At 70.8% G+C, this 14529-nt stretch carries 9 protein-coding genes and 1 tRNA gene; 7 read left to right on the top strand and 3 right to left on the bottom strand.

The genetic code is table 11. The features are described from left to right. The first annotated feature begins 69 nt into the window (after positions 1-69). Positions 70-151: transfer RNA gene (locus PZE19_RS24225), tRNA-Leu, on the top strand. Positions 152-202: 51 nt separating this feature from the next. Here PZE19_RS24225 and PZE19_RS24230 read toward each other — a convergent pair. Next, positions 203-1276 (bottom strand): carbon-nitrogen hydrolase family protein, encoded by a 1074-nt coding sequence (locus tag PZE19_RS24230; RefSeq protein ID WP_277863182.1) that lies wholly within the window; start codon positions 1274-1276, stop codon positions 203-205. Positions 1277-1589: 313 nt separating this feature from the next. Between PZE19_RS24230 and PZE19_RS24235 the strand changes: the two genes are divergently transcribed. Continuing rightward, the gene (locus PZE19_RS24235) at positions 1590-3560 is read left to right on the top strand and encodes a PAS domain-containing sensor histidine kinase (protein ID WP_277863183.1); all 1971 of its coding nucleotides are present in this window, start codon (positions 1590-1592) and stop codon (positions 3558-3560) included. 269 nt (positions 3561-3829) lie between these two features. Here the strand turns inward: PZE19_RS24235 and PZE19_RS24240 are convergent, their stop codons facing one another. Continuing rightward, positions 3830-7474: a hypothetical protein gene (locus tag PZE19_RS24240; RefSeq protein ID WP_277863184.1), complete on the bottom strand. Its 3645-nt coding sequence runs from the start codon at positions 7472-7474 to the stop codon at positions 3830-3832. 458 nt (positions 7475-7932) lie between these two features. Here PZE19_RS24240 and PZE19_RS24245 point away from each other — a divergent pair, with 458 nt between their 5' ends. The 5 genes from PZE19_RS24245 to trpA all read left to right on the top strand — a co-directional run bounded on the left by PZE19_RS24245 (position 7933) and on the right by trpA (position 13213). Beyond that, a complete protein-coding gene (locus PZE19_RS24245; protein WP_277863185.1) occupies positions 7933-9066 on the top strand; it encodes a DUF1559 domain-containing protein in 1134 nt (377 codons plus the stop codon). Between the two features lie 110 nt (positions 9067-9176). Beyond that, on the top strand, positions 9177-9377 hold the full coding sequence (locus PZE19_RS24250; RefSeq protein ID WP_277863186.1) for a hypothetical protein: 201 nt from the start codon (positions 9177-9179) through the stop codon (positions 9375-9377). A gap of 363 nt (positions 9378-9740) precedes the next feature. Continuing rightward, positions 9741-10835 carry a GumC domain-containing protein gene (locus PZE19_RS24255; protein ID WP_277863187.1) on the top strand — a complete coding sequence of 365 codons (1095 nt, stop codon included), beginning with the start codon at positions 9741-9743 and terminating at the stop codon, positions 10833-10835. A gap of 146 nt (positions 10836-10981) precedes the next feature. Further along, positions 10982-12220 carry a tryptophan synthase subunit beta gene (trpB, locus tag PZE19_RS24260; RefSeq protein WP_277863188.1) on the top strand — a complete coding sequence of 413 codons (1239 nt, stop codon included), beginning with the start codon at positions 10982-10984 and terminating at the stop codon, positions 12218-12220. A 129-nt stretch (positions 12221-12349) separates the two neighbouring features. Then, positions 12350-13213 carry a tryptophan synthase subunit alpha gene (gene trpA, locus PZE19_RS24265; protein WP_277863189.1) on the top strand — a complete coding sequence of 288 codons (864 nt, stop codon included), beginning with the start codon at positions 12350-12352 and terminating at the stop codon, positions 13211-13213. Positions 13214-13461: 248 nt separating this feature from the next. On the opposite strand, the gene PZE19_RS24270 is transcribed toward trpA, so the two are convergent. Further along, positions 13462-14436: a DUF1559 domain-containing protein gene (locus tag PZE19_RS24270; protein ID WP_277863190.1), complete on the bottom strand. Its 975-nt coding sequence runs from the start codon at positions 14434-14436 to the stop codon at positions 13462-13464. Positions 14437-14529: the final 93 nt, after the last annotated feature.

Consider the following 14529-nt stretch of genomic DNA (forward strand, 5'->3'; position numbering starts at 1 on the left):
CCTCTTGGGAGGGGCCGACGATCCTGCTAGGATAAGTCCGCACCGGCCCGGCCGCGATAGGCCGCCGTCGCGAGAGTGGCGGAACTGGCAGACGCGCAGGATTTAGGTTCCTGTGCCGCAAGGCGTGCGGGTTCGACTCCCGCCTCTCGCATTGAATCGATCGTCCACGGGACGATGCCCGGCTGATTCGGCGAACGCCGCATCAGGGGCCGAGCCTGCGGGCCGCGTCCTGGAGCTTCCGGTTACGCGCGACCTGGACGTCGAGTTCCTCGCCGCCGATCGAGCGGACCATGGCGCCGATGGTCGTCGCCGGGTCGTTGGACCAAAACAGGCCGACGTCTTCCCGCGGGTCGTAGTGGAAGCCGACGCGTTCGCCGTATTTCTCGCGCAGGGCCTCGCCGTCCCGCAGGAAGCCCGACCAGCCGAGGATGGCGTAGCTCAGGTCGATCTCGTGGACGAGCACGCGGTCGGGGCCCTCGATGCGCGCCGCGGGTATCCCCGTCGGCTCGTAGACGGTGGCGTTGTTCCGCCAGGTGCTCGACACGACGTAGTAGCGGTGTCGGGCGGCATGCGAGGCCGGCAGCACCGTGGCCGGCGAGGCCGTGGGCCAGGCGACGATCTCGGCGCCGGCCTTCGCCAGGGCGTCCCAACCGTCGTCGTACTGGACGTCCCAGCAGATCTGGACGCCCAGCCGGCCGAAGTCGCACGCGAACACCGGGCAGTCCCGGCCCGGCGCGACGCCGCCCTCCAGCACGTCGCTGCCGACGTAGGCCACGGGATGCCGCTTGGCGTAGATCCCCGCGACCTCCCCCCGACGGTCGAACAGGACGGCGGCGTTGGAACAGGTGGTCCCCTTGGGCCCCGGCTCGGCCAGGTCCATCGTGGCGAGGATGTAGGTTTTGTGCTTCCGCGCCAGGTCGCCGAAGAAATCCTGGACCGGGCCTTCGAGGGGGACGGCCCGCGAACGGGCGTCGCCGCTCGTGGTCGTCACCGCCGTCTCGGGCAGGATCGCCAGGTCGAGGCCCCGCGCGGGCCGTCGCTCCGCCGCGCGGCGGGCCATCTCGTCGACCAGCCCCCCCAGCGCCTGGAGCCTTCGCTCCAGCCCCGGGTACTCGCCGTGGGCGCCGAGGATGGCCGTCCCGACGACGACCTTGCGAGGGGGGCGGTCCATCTTCGCGGCCGGGGGCGGCCCGGGCTCGTCCTTCACGAGGGCGGCCGCGCTGATGGACGCCAGGTTCGTCAGGCCGAGGAGCACCGGCAGCAGGATTCGATTCATCGCGACGGCTCCGGGAGTTCGACGGGGGGAGCGACGCGCGCCATCTTAGCCGAGGAGCGACCCGCGGCGACGGCCGAACCGCGTCGCTTCCCCGAGAAATCCCGGCGTCGCACGAAGTCCGAAACCGCAGAGACTCGACTGGATCGTGCGTTCGGCCGTCGGTAAAGTGTCCAGAGGCCATAAGTTTCGACGAGGAAGGTGGCCGAGGCTCTTCGGATTCGGGTCCCCGCACGGCGAGGGATTGAGGGATCGAGCCCCACGTCCCCCGACGAGCCTCGTCTCCATCCCGAATCCCCAGGGGGATCGGCCTCGCATGAGCGAGCCTCGGCGGACATCGACGCCCCCGATCGTGCTGTTGATCGCGGCCTTGCTGGCGACGACCCTGGGCTGGTTCGCGGTCGAGAGGCTGGGCCGGATCGCGGCCATCGACGAGGCCCTGGGGACGCCCTCGCATTCGTGGCACGTCATCGCGCTCCAGTGCTTCCTGCTGGCGGTGGTCTGCCTGGTGGGCGTGGCCCTCTGGCTGTTGCGGCGGCGGGACGAGGCCGAGGCCGGCCAGGCGGGCCTGCTCGCGGTGCTGGAGGCCGCCCCCAACGGCGTGGCCCTGATCGACGGCGGCTGCCGGATCGTGCTGGTCAACGCCCGGGTCGAGGCGATGTTCGGCTATCACCGCGACGAGCTGCTGGGGCGGTCGATCGAGATCCTCCTCCCCGGCGCGGGCGACTTCCTGTGCAGCCGCACCGAGCCGGACGTCCCGCCGGTGCTCCGCCGCGACATGGGGGCGATCCGCGGCCTGGAGACGAAGGGGAGGCGCAAGGACGGCGGGCCGCTCCCCCTGGCGGTCAGCCTGGGGATCGTCGAGGAGCGCGACGGCCCCATCGCCGCCTGCATCCTCCACGACCTCTCCGAGCGGCTCCGCGAGGACGCCCGGCTCCGCGAAGCCTACCGCGCGCTGCGGTTCGCCAACGACCGCCTCCGGGGCGTCGTCGAGGGGACCAGCGACCTGATCGCGGCGTTCGACCGCGACCGCCGCCTCATCCTCCTGAACGGCGCGTACAAGGCGACGTTCGAGCGCCTCTTCGGCCGGCCCATCGAGCAGGGCATGCGGCTCGACGAGGTCCTGGCCGACAGCCCCGAGGACCTCGCGCGCTTGAAGACGCGATGGGACCGCGCGCTGGCCGGCGAGCGGTTCCAGGCGGTCTCGACGTATCCCGACCGGGACGGGGCGACGACCCACCTGGAGCTGTCGTTCAGCCCGATCCGGGACGACGCCGGGACGCTCATCGGCGCCAGCCAGGTCATCCGCGACGTGACCGACCGCGTCGAGACCGACGAGGCCCTGCGCCGCAACGCCGCCCAGCTCGAGACCCTCGCCGTCTCGCGCGAGAAGGCGTACACCGCGCTGCAGGGGGCGTACGAGGAGCTGAAGCTCGCCGAGAGCCGGCTGGTGCAGGCCGAGAAGCTCTCGGCCCTGGGCCAGCTCATCGCCGGGGTCGCCCACGAGATCAACAACCCGCTGGCCTTCGTGGGCAACGACCTCGTCGTCCTCCAGCGCGACGTCGCGGGCCTGGTCGGGCTGGTGCGGCTCTACCAGCAGGCCGCGCCGACGATCGCCGCCCAGCACCCGGCGCTCGCCGCGGAGGTGGCCGAGCTGTCCGAGCGTATGGACCTCGAATACGCCCTGGAGAACCTCGAAGACCTGACGTCGCGGGCGCGCGACGGCCTGGGGCGGATCCGCCGGATCGTCAAGGACCTCCGCGACTTCGCCCGCCTCGACGAGGGGGAGATGGACGACGCCGACCTCAACGCCGGCCTCGCCTCCACGGTCAACATCATCGCCGGCCTGGCCCGCGACCGGAACGTCGAGGTCGAGCTCGACCTCGCGACGCTGCCCAAGGTGACCTGCTCGCCGGGCAAGATCAACCAGGTCGTCCTGAACCTCCTGATCAACGCCGTCGACGCCAGCCGCAGCGGCGCGATCGTGACCCTCCGCACCCGGCCCGAAGGGTCGGACGGCGTCGTGATCGAGGTGATCGACGAGGGCGTCGGCATCGACCCCGCCGTCCGCGGCCGGATCTTCGACCCCTTCTTCACCACCAAGCCCGTCGGCAAGGGCACGGGCCTGGGCCTCTCGATCAGCTACGGCATCGTCCAGGACCATGGCGGCCGGATCGAGGTCGATTCGACCCTCGGCCAGGGCTCGCGGTTCTCGATCCACCTCCCCCTCAAGCCCCCCCCCAGGCCCGACCCGCTCGCCGCCGCGACGCTCCAGGACGACCGCTGAGGCCGGCGGCCAGCGGGCGCGGAGCCTGTTCCAGGAGGTGGGCTGGATTCCCGTGAGACGGCCTCCCCCCGCGAGGGGGGAGGCAGAGCCCCAGGGGTCGGATGAGGGGGAGGCCGCGCGAGAGACCGTCGGAATTCACAATTCCGCAACACGATGCGCCGACGGTTTCCGTGCTCGTCACCCCCTCATCCGGCCCTTCGGGCCACCTTCCCCCGCGAGGGGGGAAGGCCGTCGGAGGGCCCCGCCTCACGACCTTGAGGAACCGTCCCTCAGCTCGGCGGCAAGCCCTGGCGCGCCCGCCGCTTGTCCTGCCGGCGCTGCTGGCGGGCCTCTTTCTGGAGTTGACGCTCCTCGGGCGTGCGCGAGAACGGCAGGCGGAAGCCCGGGAGCAGGATCTCGGCGTCGGGATCGGCGTCGACCCCCGGCTTCGGCGGCGCGGGGGTGACGCGCTTCGGCGCGGGAGCTGTGGCGGCGGGCGGCTTGCGATTGATCCGGGGCGCGTCGCCTTCGATGAGGGGCCCGTCGACCTCGGGGCCGTCGAGCGGCGGCAGGGCCTCGACGCGGGGCGCCGGCCGGCCGCCGCCGTTCCCGCCGCGGCGGAAGAGGTCGCCGATCCCCGAGCCGACGCCCAGGGTGGTCTCCAGCAGCGACTCGCCGAAGTTCTTGAACCGCTCCTTGATGCGCTCGCCGTCGATCTTGGGCTTGTCGAGCGTCCCCGTGAGCGGCACCTGGATCTGGGCGTTCTCCAGGAGCGCCGAGAGCACCGGGATGTTCCGCCGCGGCGGCACGGCGGCGAACGTCGCGAGCATGTCGATCCGCTTGTCGAAGTCCATCCAGCCTTCGAGGCCGATGACCGCCACCTCGCCCACGGGCAGGATCAGCCCCTCCTGGTAGATCTTCCGGCCCAGGATCCGGACGGAGACCGGGTCGCGGAGCACGAAGATCGCCTTCCGCTCCAGGTTGAACGTGGCGATCAGCTGGTCGACCAGCGGGCCCGGCATGAACCGCACGGAGTCGAACTGGACGTCCCCCTCGACCTTCGTCTTCGTGCCGTCGCCGTCCAGGGCGAACTGGGCGTCGACCAGGTCGAACGAGACCTTGCCCTCGACCCGGGTCGCCTGGTCGAGCACCGGCGCGACGAACGACAGGAAGCGGTGCGACACCTCGTCGTTGACCACCGCGTCGGCCAGGTTCGACCCCTTGCCCAGCCGCAACCATCGGCCCCCCTCGTCGTCGGTGGCGATCTCGGGGTCGAGCCGCAGCCGGCCCCCGTTGAGGACCGCGTCGATCGGGTCGATCACGAGCTTGCCGTCGACCGCGCGGAGGACGAGCGTCGTCCGCTCCAGCCGCATGCCGAAGACGTCGACGAGGTCCAGCTGCAGGCCGATCTCGCCGTCTAGCGTCGACGCCTGATCCTTCGCCGCATCGCCCAGGGGGATCCGACCGGCCAGGCTCCAGGCGTGGGGACGGCCCTGGATCGAGGCGTCGGGCTCGACGCGCACGGCCAGCTCGCGGGTCAGCCGGTCCCAGTCGGGAGCCAGCGTCCCCTTGAGGTCGACGACCGGAGCGTCGTCGGCGATGGCGACGGTCCCCTGCCCGTCCGCCTTCGCATAAGGCGTGTCGAGGGCCAGCCGGGTCACGTCGAGCCGACGCTCCTTCACGGCGAGCGTGGAGTCGAGCGTCAGCGTCGCCGCGCCGACCTCCTCCTTCGCGCCGGCGGCGGTCGTCTGGACGATGTCGCGGCCCTGCACGACGGCGTCGAGGTTCCAGACGTCCTTCACCTGCTTGCCGTCGACCTCGGCCGCGAGCGTGCCGGCGATCGTGGGGGTCGCCACGCCCGCGACGTCCTGGATCGCGGCGAGGTCGCCCGAGAGGTTCACCTGGAACCAGGCCGCGCCCTTCGCCTTCAGGCCGCCCGCCAGGACGTGGTCGACCGAGAACGCCGGCGGCTTCTCGTTCGTCGCCGCGTCGCCGACCGGGTCGCGGCGGGTGATGTTCAGCTCGTCCTTTTTGAGGTCGTACCGCGCCGAGCCGCGCCAGACGTAGGGGTCCTGGGGCAGGAACCCGCCGCCGGGGCCGACGAACCGCGAGACGGCCACGCGGAGGTTGCTGGCGTCGACGCCCTCGTCGTCGGCGACGACGCCGCCGGCGGCCTCGACGACCCGCTTCGCCCCGCCGAGGTCGACCGTCGTCCGGGCCGAGGCTTTCACGGTCGCCGGGGTCGGCCTGTCGGCCTCGGACGTCGCCTCCAATTTCAGCTCGTCCTCGGCGCTACGGCCCAGGAGCGAGGCGAAGCGCCAGTCGCGCGGCAGGCCCGAAGGCTGGGCCTCGCCGCGCACCGCCAGCTCGGCCCGGACCTCGTCGCGGCGGACCGTCTCGACGACCGGCAGCCCCGCCAGCACGAGGCCCTTGACCCCGCCGTCGGCCGCGACCTGGTAGCCCCCGTCCTTGCGGACGTAGCTCGCGTGCAGCGTGCCCGCGCCGGCCGACTCGAAGCCGCCCAGGTCGACCCAGTCGCGGAGCCGCTCGCGGGCGGCGGCGAGGTCGAACGTCGCGTTCACGTCGATCCCGTCGTCGAGGTTCCCCTTGCCGGTCGCCGTCAGGAAGGCCGTGCGGACGTCGAGCTGGTCCAGGCTGAGCGCCTTCGGCGTGCGGTCGAGGCGGACGACGAGCGTGGTCGGGTCGTTCCAGGCGATCTGGCGCGGCCCCTTCTTCGCGGCGAGGTCGGCGAGCTTCGCCGTGACCTCGATGCGCTGGCCGGGCTCGGCCCCCGCGGCCCCGGCGGGGCGGGCTTTGGCCTCGGCGAGCAGCTCGACGGCCCCCTTCTCGATCGTGACGTCGTCCTGGAGCCGCAACGTATGGCGGAGCTGGTTGGCGATGGCCGCGAGGTCGACGCGGCCTTCGAGCTTCGCCGAGCGGTCGGCGGCCGGCGGGAACTCGCCGGCGGCGGAGAACGTCGCGGCGGGGGCGTCGAACGCGAACCGCTCGATCCCGTAGACGCCGTCGCGGCCGTGCGCCTTCCAGCCGAGCTTCAGCCGGGCCTGGCGGAACTCGTCGCCCGAGAGCTTCGGGCCCCGGGCGAGGAAGTCGAGGATCGTGGCGTCGCCCTCGGTCGCGAGGGCCCCGTCGACGAGCTTGGCCTCCAGCGCCCCCGAGAACAGGCCCGACGTCTGGAGCCCCGCGAGATCGCCGAACGTGGGGGCGATCCGCCAGGGCCAGCGGTCGCCGGTGACGGCGATCGCGGCGTTCTTCGTCGGGCTCACGCCCTCGTCGCCCCGGACCAAACTGCCGGCGATCGTCATCTTGCCCGGCCCGCTCGGCTCGTCGTCGCGGGCGAGCTTCAGGTCCCACGAGATCGGCTCCGGATAGCGCGTCAGGTCGATCGCGATGTCCGCGTGGTCGGCGTAAAACGGGTCGGCGACCCCCTGCTGCGTGAACTTGAGCGTCGCGTCCTCGATGCGGATCCGGATCGTCTTCTTGGGGCGGTCCTGGAGGATCGGCCGGAGGGTCTCGACGAGGTCGACGTCCCCCTCGGTCGAGCGGCCGACCTCGACGGCCCCCCTGTGCAGCGTCAGCGTGCCGGCGACCGGCTGAGCGAAGAGCATCTGCCAGAAGGTCCACGAGAACGTCCCGGTCGGGGCCTGGACGAGCCGGTGGCCGTTGGCGTCCAGCAGCGCCGGGGCGTCGATCTCCGTGGGACGGAACCACGACAGCCGGACCCGGTCGAACGCCACGCCGCCCGGCGCGAGGACGCGGTTGGCCACGCCCTCGATCTTCCGCTTGGCCCAGGGCGTGCTCGCGATCCAGGGCAAGGCCGCGAACATCAGCAGCGCGACCGCCGCCGTCGCCAGCCCGCCCCAGAGCCACCACCGCCTCGACCGGCGACGCCGGGGATTCCCCTCGGGAATGTTCATACGTGTCCGCCCTCGTCACCACCGCAGCCGTGTCAAAGGGGGCCGGCGACTCGTCCGCCCCGCAGCCCACTATAACCGTAGGTCGCCCCGGCCGCCCGCTCATTCCGCCCCGCCCGGCCGGTCGGGACGCCGTCGCGCGCCTCCCGACCCGGCTCGACTCGGCGAGCGGCGACGCGACGGGCCGCTCTCGACGCTGAAGAAATTTTCATTCTACGAATGAATTAGGGATCGACTCCCGGTGGTTCGACGCCTAATATCCGTACATGAAGCGCCCGCTTCGCCAGTCCATGTGAACCTGTGCTGAGTCGTGCATGCCTCCCACGTCGCGCCCGGCCTCGCGGTGCATCCGCCGCGTGCGTCGATGGGGGGTCGAAGCGTGGCGAGTTCGGCCCGTCGGACGACCACGGCGGCCCGGCTTCCTCACGTCCCCGCCGGATGCACCATTGGGGGAATTGCCGATGCGAGATGAAGCGTCTTCGCGGCGTCGCGGCTTCACGTTGATCGAGCTATTGGTGGTCATCGCCATCATCGCGGTTTTGATCGCACTCTTACTTCCCGCCGTGCAGTCGGCGCGCGAGGCGGCCCGTCGCGCCCAGTGCGTCAACAACCTGAAGCAGCTCGGGCTGGCGGCCCACAACTACCTGTCGCAGCAGAACTGCTTCCCGCCGCTGGTGCAGAACATGTCCAACGCCGAGACCCTGATCGGCCAGTCCGACCCCTGGGTCATCGACTGGACCGCGTCGCTCCTCCCCAACATGGAGCAGACGCCGCTCTACAACGCGCTCAACTTCATGATGGGCGTCAACGACGGCCAGATCACGACGCTGGGCGGGGCGAGCAACTCGACGGTGCTGGCCACCAAGGTCGGCAACCTGATGTGCCCGTCGGAGGATTCGAATTCGCCGACGAACGCCTGGGGCTGGAAGAACTACGTCGCGAACATCGGCGGCCCGCCCGTCTCGATGACCTGGTCCGGGGCGCTCGTCCCGATGCGGTCCGACGGCGCGGGGACGACCACCACGGGCTACGTCAACGGCAATTGCGGGACCTTCGGCCTGCAGGCCATGACCGACGGCTCCTCGAACACCGCGCTGTTCTGCGAGACCCTGATCGGCACCGGGCCGGTGGGCAACGCCGTGACGATCTCGACCGCGCGGCGGAAGCCGACGTACCTCTTCACCGTCGGCCAGTCGAGCGTCGTCGACCAGGGGCCGACGAACCCCCAGGCGGCGATGCAGTTCATCTCGGCCTGCCGCGCCCTGCCGGGGACGACCCCCGGGTTCGGCAACCTGGCGCCGGCCAACGGCAACTTCTGGATCTCGGGCAACGCCAACGCCGCGCTCATGTGGGACTCGTACAACCACTGGCAGGCCCCCAACGCCCAGGGCTGCGACAACGGCGCCGACGGCAACACGGGCGCGTGGGGCTCGTACTCCGACGCCATGCCCCCCAGCAGCAACCACTCCGGGGGCGTCAACGCCGCCTTCTGCGACGGCTCGGTGAAGTTCATCAAGAACACCGTGGACCTGCCGACCTGGTGGGCGATCGGCACGCGGAACGGCGGCGAGGTCGTCAGCTCCGACGCCTTCTGATCCGCCGCCGCACGACACCCGCCGACGCGATCCGAGCCCGCGCCCGGAGTTGGGGACGGTCCCCGTCCCGGCCGGGCCCGGATCGATCGGCCCTCCACGGAGACGCCCACATGCTTCGAACCGGACTTCTCACCGTCGCCTCGGCCGTCCTCGCCGTTACGCTCGCCGGCTGCGGCGTCGAGGAAGAACACGGGATCGCCAAATCGCCCTACGCCCCCACCCAGGCCCAGCTCGAAGAATTCAACAAGCAGGTCAGCCAGAAATACACGAAGGTCGCCGGCAAGCACGTCGCCCGGAAAGCTCACCACTGACGTCCCGCTTTTGAAGGTCGAAGGCAAAGCCCGAAGGGTCGGATGAGGGGAGGACGAGCCGTCGAGCCTGCGGAATTCGGGATCCCGCACCCCGATGAGCCGACGGCTTCCGTGCTCGTCTCCCCCTCATCCGACCCTTCGGGTCACCTTCTCCCACGAGGGGAGAAGGACGATTCGCCACGCTGGCTCAGGTGACTTCGGACAGGGTTCCACCGGGGCGTCGCGTCCTCTCCCCATCCCCCGCGTCCACGCTTGCAATCCCGCGTCCGTCCGCCGATAACGGATGTGCCATTTGGCACGAAACCGTTACGAACGTCGTCAGTTGAGGACCTCCTCAGGCGACGCCGCCCGAGGACGCCGACGATGACCTCGCCGCCCCCGCCCGTCCCGAATCGATTCCCCCGCTGGCTCGCGACGATCCTGGGGTGGCTGATCGTGCTGGCCCTCGTCGAGGCCGCGATCTACCAACTGGTGAGCCCCGAATACGAAGCGGTCTCGACCTTACGCCTCATGCCGCGACCGCCCAGCCTCTTCTCGACGGCTGAGACGGCCGAGGACGGCGAACGGTTCGCGACGCTCGACCTCGAGACCGCCATCGCTACTTTCCGGACGGACTCCATCCTCTCCGCGGCCCTCGGGGATCCGACGGTCCAAAACCTCCCCACGCTCCGGGCCCAGCAGGTTCCCCTGGAACTTTTGCGGAACAACTTGATAACCGAAGCGATCCCGAAGACGTATTTCCTGCGCGTCTCCTACACCTCCCACTCCCCCGAAGTGTCGGCGGCGATCACCAATGCGGTGGTCGCGAGTTACATGGATTCCTTCCATTCGTTTCGTGAAGGCACTGAGGTACGGACGCGTAAATTACTACAGAATTATTTTTCTAAACTGACGGAGGCAATGAGGCACAGGGAGGACGAGCTTGCGAAGCTCGTGGTTGTGATGGACCCCCCCAGCGTCGTGTTTGGGATGGAGCCGCCCGGGGTCGTGTCGCCGCAAGACCCCTCGCGGCTGTCGTTCACATCGCTCACGGAAGAGCTTCGTCGGTCGATCGCCGAGCGTCTGGTCCAGGTCGACCTGGATCTGGCCACGGCCGGGGATCCCTCCCGGAAAACGGGGCTCGAGGGGGCCCGCGCCCACTTGCGAGCCTTGCTCGCGCTGCCGGGGACGGCGCCAGACCGGGCCAGGTCCGCGCGGCTGACGAAGGAGATCGAGGCGGATTCCCAGAGGCTTGAGGAAGTCGGGCGCAAGCTCCAGGAGCTGGAATTCGCCTCGTCGCGGGACCTCTCCCGCGTCGAGGTCGTCGATCGGGCCGCGGTGCCGAAGGTCCCGTTCCGGGATCTACGCCCCCATTGGATGGCGTTGGCGGCCTTCGTCGTGCTCTCGCTCGCCCTCGCGTTCGAGTCGCATCGCCGTCGGATCGAGCCGAAGGCGACGCCGGCCGCGGCCGCGTCGTGAGCCGGATCCGATCGTCCCTTGACCGCGACGGCCGCCGGCTTCGACAATGAGGGTCCGGCCCTCCCGAGGCCGTCGTTCGCGCCGAGCCGCGAGGCCGCGAGCCGATCGCCCTCGATCCGATAGACCAAGGTAAGGATAGCGCGCCGATGCCTCACCCCGCCCCGCCCGAGTCGCCCGCGCCGCAGGCCCTCCGCCAGACTCCCGACGCCCTGGGCCGATTCGGCGCCTTCGGCGGGCGGTTCGTGCCCGAGACGCTGATGGACGCCCTGAATCAGCTCTCCGAGGCTTACGAGGAGGCCAAGGCCGATCCCGAATTCCGCCGCGAGCTGGAGGCCTACTGGAAGGACTACGTCGGCCGGCCCTCGCCGCTGTACCGCGCCGATCGGCTGACGAAGTTCTCGGGCGGGGCCGACATCTACCTCAAGCGCGAGGACCTGAACCACACCGGCGCTCACAAGATCAACAACGCCATCGGCCAGGTGATGATCGCCCGGCGGATGGGCAAGCAGCGGGTGATCGCCGAGACCGGAGCGGGCCAGCACGGCGTCGCCACGGCCACCGCGTGCGCCCTGTTCGGGATCTCGTGCACGGTCTATATGGGCGAGGAGGACATCCGCCGCCAGAAGCTCAACGTCTTCAACATGCGGACGATGGGCGCGACGGTCGTCCCCGTCTCCAGCGGCTCGAAGACCCTCCGCGACGCCACCAACGAGGCCTTCCGCGACTGGATGGGCTCGTCGAAGGAGACGCACTACACGATCGGCAGCGTCGTCGGCCCCCACCCCTTCCCGATGATCGTCCGCGACTTCCAGTCGGTCATCGGCCGCGAGGCCCGCGCCCAGATCCTGGAGAAGATCGACCGCCTGCCCGACGCCGTCGTCGCCTGCGTGGGCGGCGGCTCGAACGCCGCGGGGATCTTCCACCCGTTCATCGAGGATGCGGGCGTCGAGTTGATCGGGGCCGAGGCCGGCGGCCGGGGCGGCAAGTCCGGCGACCACGCGTCGAGCCTGACCCAGGGGAAGCCGGGCGTGCTCCACGGCAGCTTCAGCTACGTGTTGCAGGACGACGACGGCCAGACCCAGGACGTGCACTCGATCTCCGCCGGCCTCGACTACCCCGGCGTCGGCCCCGAGCACGCCTACTGGAAGGACGCCGGCCGCGTCCGCTACGAGAGCGTCACCGACGCCGAGGCGCTGGCCGCCTACGGCGAGTCGGCCCGTCAGGAGGGCATCCTGCCCGCCCTCGAATCGAGCCACGCCATCGCCCAGGCGTTCAAGGAGGCCCGGCGGCTGGGCCCCGGCAAGGTGCTGATCGCCTGCCTCTCCGGCCGCGGCGACAAGGACGCCTACGAGGTCGCCCGGCTGCGGGGCGAGCCGATCCAGTGAGGCCCTGACCAGGGCGTCGCGCCGACGCGGGACGTCGGCCGGCCTCGCGGGGGGGACTCGCCCGTCTTCCCTCCCGATGGGCGATCGTTTCGACGAGACGGGCCGCCTCGCGCACCGGCCGGCTCCCCCATGAACCGCATCGACGCCCTCTTCACCCGCCTCAAGGCCGAAAACCGGCGCGCCCTCATGCCGTTCCTCACCGCCGGCGACCCCGACCTGGCGACGACGGCCGTCCTGATCCCCGAGCTGGTGCGTCGCGGCGCGAACCTGCTGGAGATCGGGATCCCCTACTCCGACCCCGTCGCCGACGGCCCCGTGATCGCCGCCAGCTACCACCGCGCGCTCGTCCACGGCGTCCGGGTCGGGCACATCTTCCAGACCCTGCGCACCCTCCGCGCCGAGGGGGACGAGGCCGTCCGCGACACGCCCTTGATCTCGATGGTCTCGTACTCGATCGTCAACCGGATGGGCGTCGACCGCTACCTGAACGACGCCGCCACCGCCGGGCTCGACGGCCTGATCGTCCCCGACCTGCCGGTCGAGGAGTCGGCCCGGCTCCAGGAGAAGGCGACCCGCCGCGACCTCAAGCTGATCCAGCTCATCACCCCGACCACCCCGAGGGCGCGGGCCGTCGAGATCGCCCGGCTCACCACCGGCTTCATCTATTACGTCTCCGTCGCCGGCATCACCGGCGAGCGCAAGGCCCTGCCGAAGGACCTCAAGGACAACGTCGCCTGGCTGCGGACCCAGACCGACCTGCCCATCTGCATCGGCTTCGGCATCAGCTCGCCCGAGCAGGTGCACGAGCTGGCCTCGGTCGCCGACGGCCTGATCGTCGGCTCCGCCCTCGTCCGCCGCCTCGCCGACGCCGCCAACCGCCCCCGCGCCGACCTCGTGAAGGAAGTCGGCGACTTCATCGGCTCGCTGGCCGAGGCCCTGGGGGGCGTCGAAGGTTCGCAGGCCGCCGGTTCAGCCGCCCGGCCGGCTCAATAAACGGCCTTTCCGAGAGGCTGTCTGTATCCCCCGGACGACGGCCTTCCCCCCTCACGGAGAAGGTGGCCCGAAGGGCCGGATGAGGGGGAGACGAGCACGGAAACCGTGGCTCTCACATCCAGCCTTCAGGTGGATTCCGAAGGGGCTCCGCGCGTCCTCCCCCTCATCCGACCCCTGCGGGGTCTGCCTTCCCCCGCGAGGGGGGCATCGGATCGGAAGGGCCCGTGTTTCGACCTTCAACAACAGGCTCAATAAGACCCCGACTCGCCGGCGTGGCGCCTCGGGTCGGCGTACGTCGCCATCGCGCTGTAGATCGTCGGATTGATCGTGTCGAAGAGGAACCGGACCGATCCGTCGCCGAACGCGAAGTTGGCTCCGCCGGGGTGGACGCCCCGGAAGGCCGAATGGTCGGCGCGGTTCGAGTTGACGCCGAACGCCGGGGAGCCCGCGGCCGGGGGCGGGCCGGCGTAGCCGAGCGCCATCGCATCGATCCGGCCGCACGACGGGCCGGGCCAGGAAGGCGCGGTGCAATGCCTCACGCCCGGGACCTTCCCGTCCGGGACGACGCCCGACCAGGCGGCGTCGGCGAGGGCTCGGGCCCGTTCGCCCAGGAAGATCGTGTTCGACGTCCCGTCGATGACGTCGGTCATGCGGCGGCAGACGTTGCGGGCGAAGACTCCGTCGTCGTCACCCCTCCCGTGGGCCGTCCCTCCGCACGCCACGTACTGCGAGGCCGCCAGGTCCGTCGGCAAGCCCGGGACCGGATTCGGGACGTGGAACGAGGCCGGGCCGAGCGGCGGCTCGCTAGGGCAGAGGAAGATGGTGAGGTGCGTCGAACGGGCCGTCCTCGACTCGGCGGCGTCGACGGACAACTCGAAATTGACGGCGGCGTACACGGCTCGCGTCTCGAGGAACGGCAAGATCGTCGTGCCCCAGGCCCAGCCCGGTCCCCACTCGAGACCGGCGCCCGGGTCGCCGACCCTTGGCCGATCCACCGCGCTCACGTAGCCTGGCGGGTATGCGTCCCATGTGGAATGGTAATTCTGCATCGCCAGCGCGAGCTGCTTGAGGTTGCTGATGCACTGCGCTCGGCGGGCGGCCTCTCGCGCCTGCATGACGCGCGGCACCAGGAACGCGATCAGCGCGGCGAGGACGGTGAGGACGACCAGGACCTCGATCAACGTGAGCGCACGCCGCCTGCGAAACCCTGAGAACGGACGCATGGCCCCCTCCGATCGAGGGTCGGGGAAGTGATCTTAGGCTCGTGATTCTACGGGTGTCGTCGGACGAAACCAACGGGCGATCGCGGCGGGCCG

This window comes from Paludisphaera mucosa, assembly GCF_029589435.1.
GTDB lineage: Bacteria > Planctomycetota > Planctomycetia > Isosphaerales > Isosphaeraceae > Paludisphaera > Paludisphaera mucosa.

Excerpts from the sequence above, each read along its gene's own strand:
- PZE19_RS24230 (WP_277863182.1), bottom strand. The coding sequence starts at position 1,276 with ATGAATCGAATCCTGCTGCCGGTGCTCCTCGGCCTGACGAACCTGGCG.
- PZE19_RS24235 (WP_277863183.1), top strand. The coding sequence starts at position 1,590 with ATGAGCGAGCCTCGGCGGACATCGACGCCCCCGATCGTGCTGTTGATC.
- PZE19_RS24240 (WP_277863184.1), bottom strand. The coding sequence starts at position 7,474 with ATGAACATTCCCGAGGGGAATCCCCGGCGTCGCCGGTCGAGGCGGTGG.
- PZE19_RS24245 (WP_277863185.1), top strand. The coding sequence starts at position 7,933 with ATGCGAGATGAAGCGTCTTCGCGGCGTCGCGGCTTCACGTTGATCGAG.
- PZE19_RS24250 (WP_277863186.1), top strand. The coding sequence starts at position 9,177 with ATGCTTCGAACCGGACTTCTCACCGTCGCCTCGGCCGTCCTCGCCGTT.
- PZE19_RS24255 (WP_277863187.1), top strand. The coding sequence starts at position 9,741 with ATGACCTCGCCGCCCCCGCCCGTCCCGAATCGATTCCCCCGCTGGCTC.
- trpB (WP_277863188.1), top strand. The coding sequence starts at position 10,982 with ATGCCTCACCCCGCCCCGCCCGAGTCGCCCGCGCCGCAGGCCCTCCGC.
- trpA (WP_277863189.1), top strand. The coding sequence starts at position 12,350 with ATGAACCGCATCGACGCCCTCTTCACCCGCCTCAAGGCCGAAAACCGG.
- PZE19_RS24270 (WP_277863190.1), bottom strand. The coding sequence starts at position 14,436 with ATGCGTCCGTTCTCAGGGTTTCGCAGGCGGCGTGCGCTCACGTTGATC.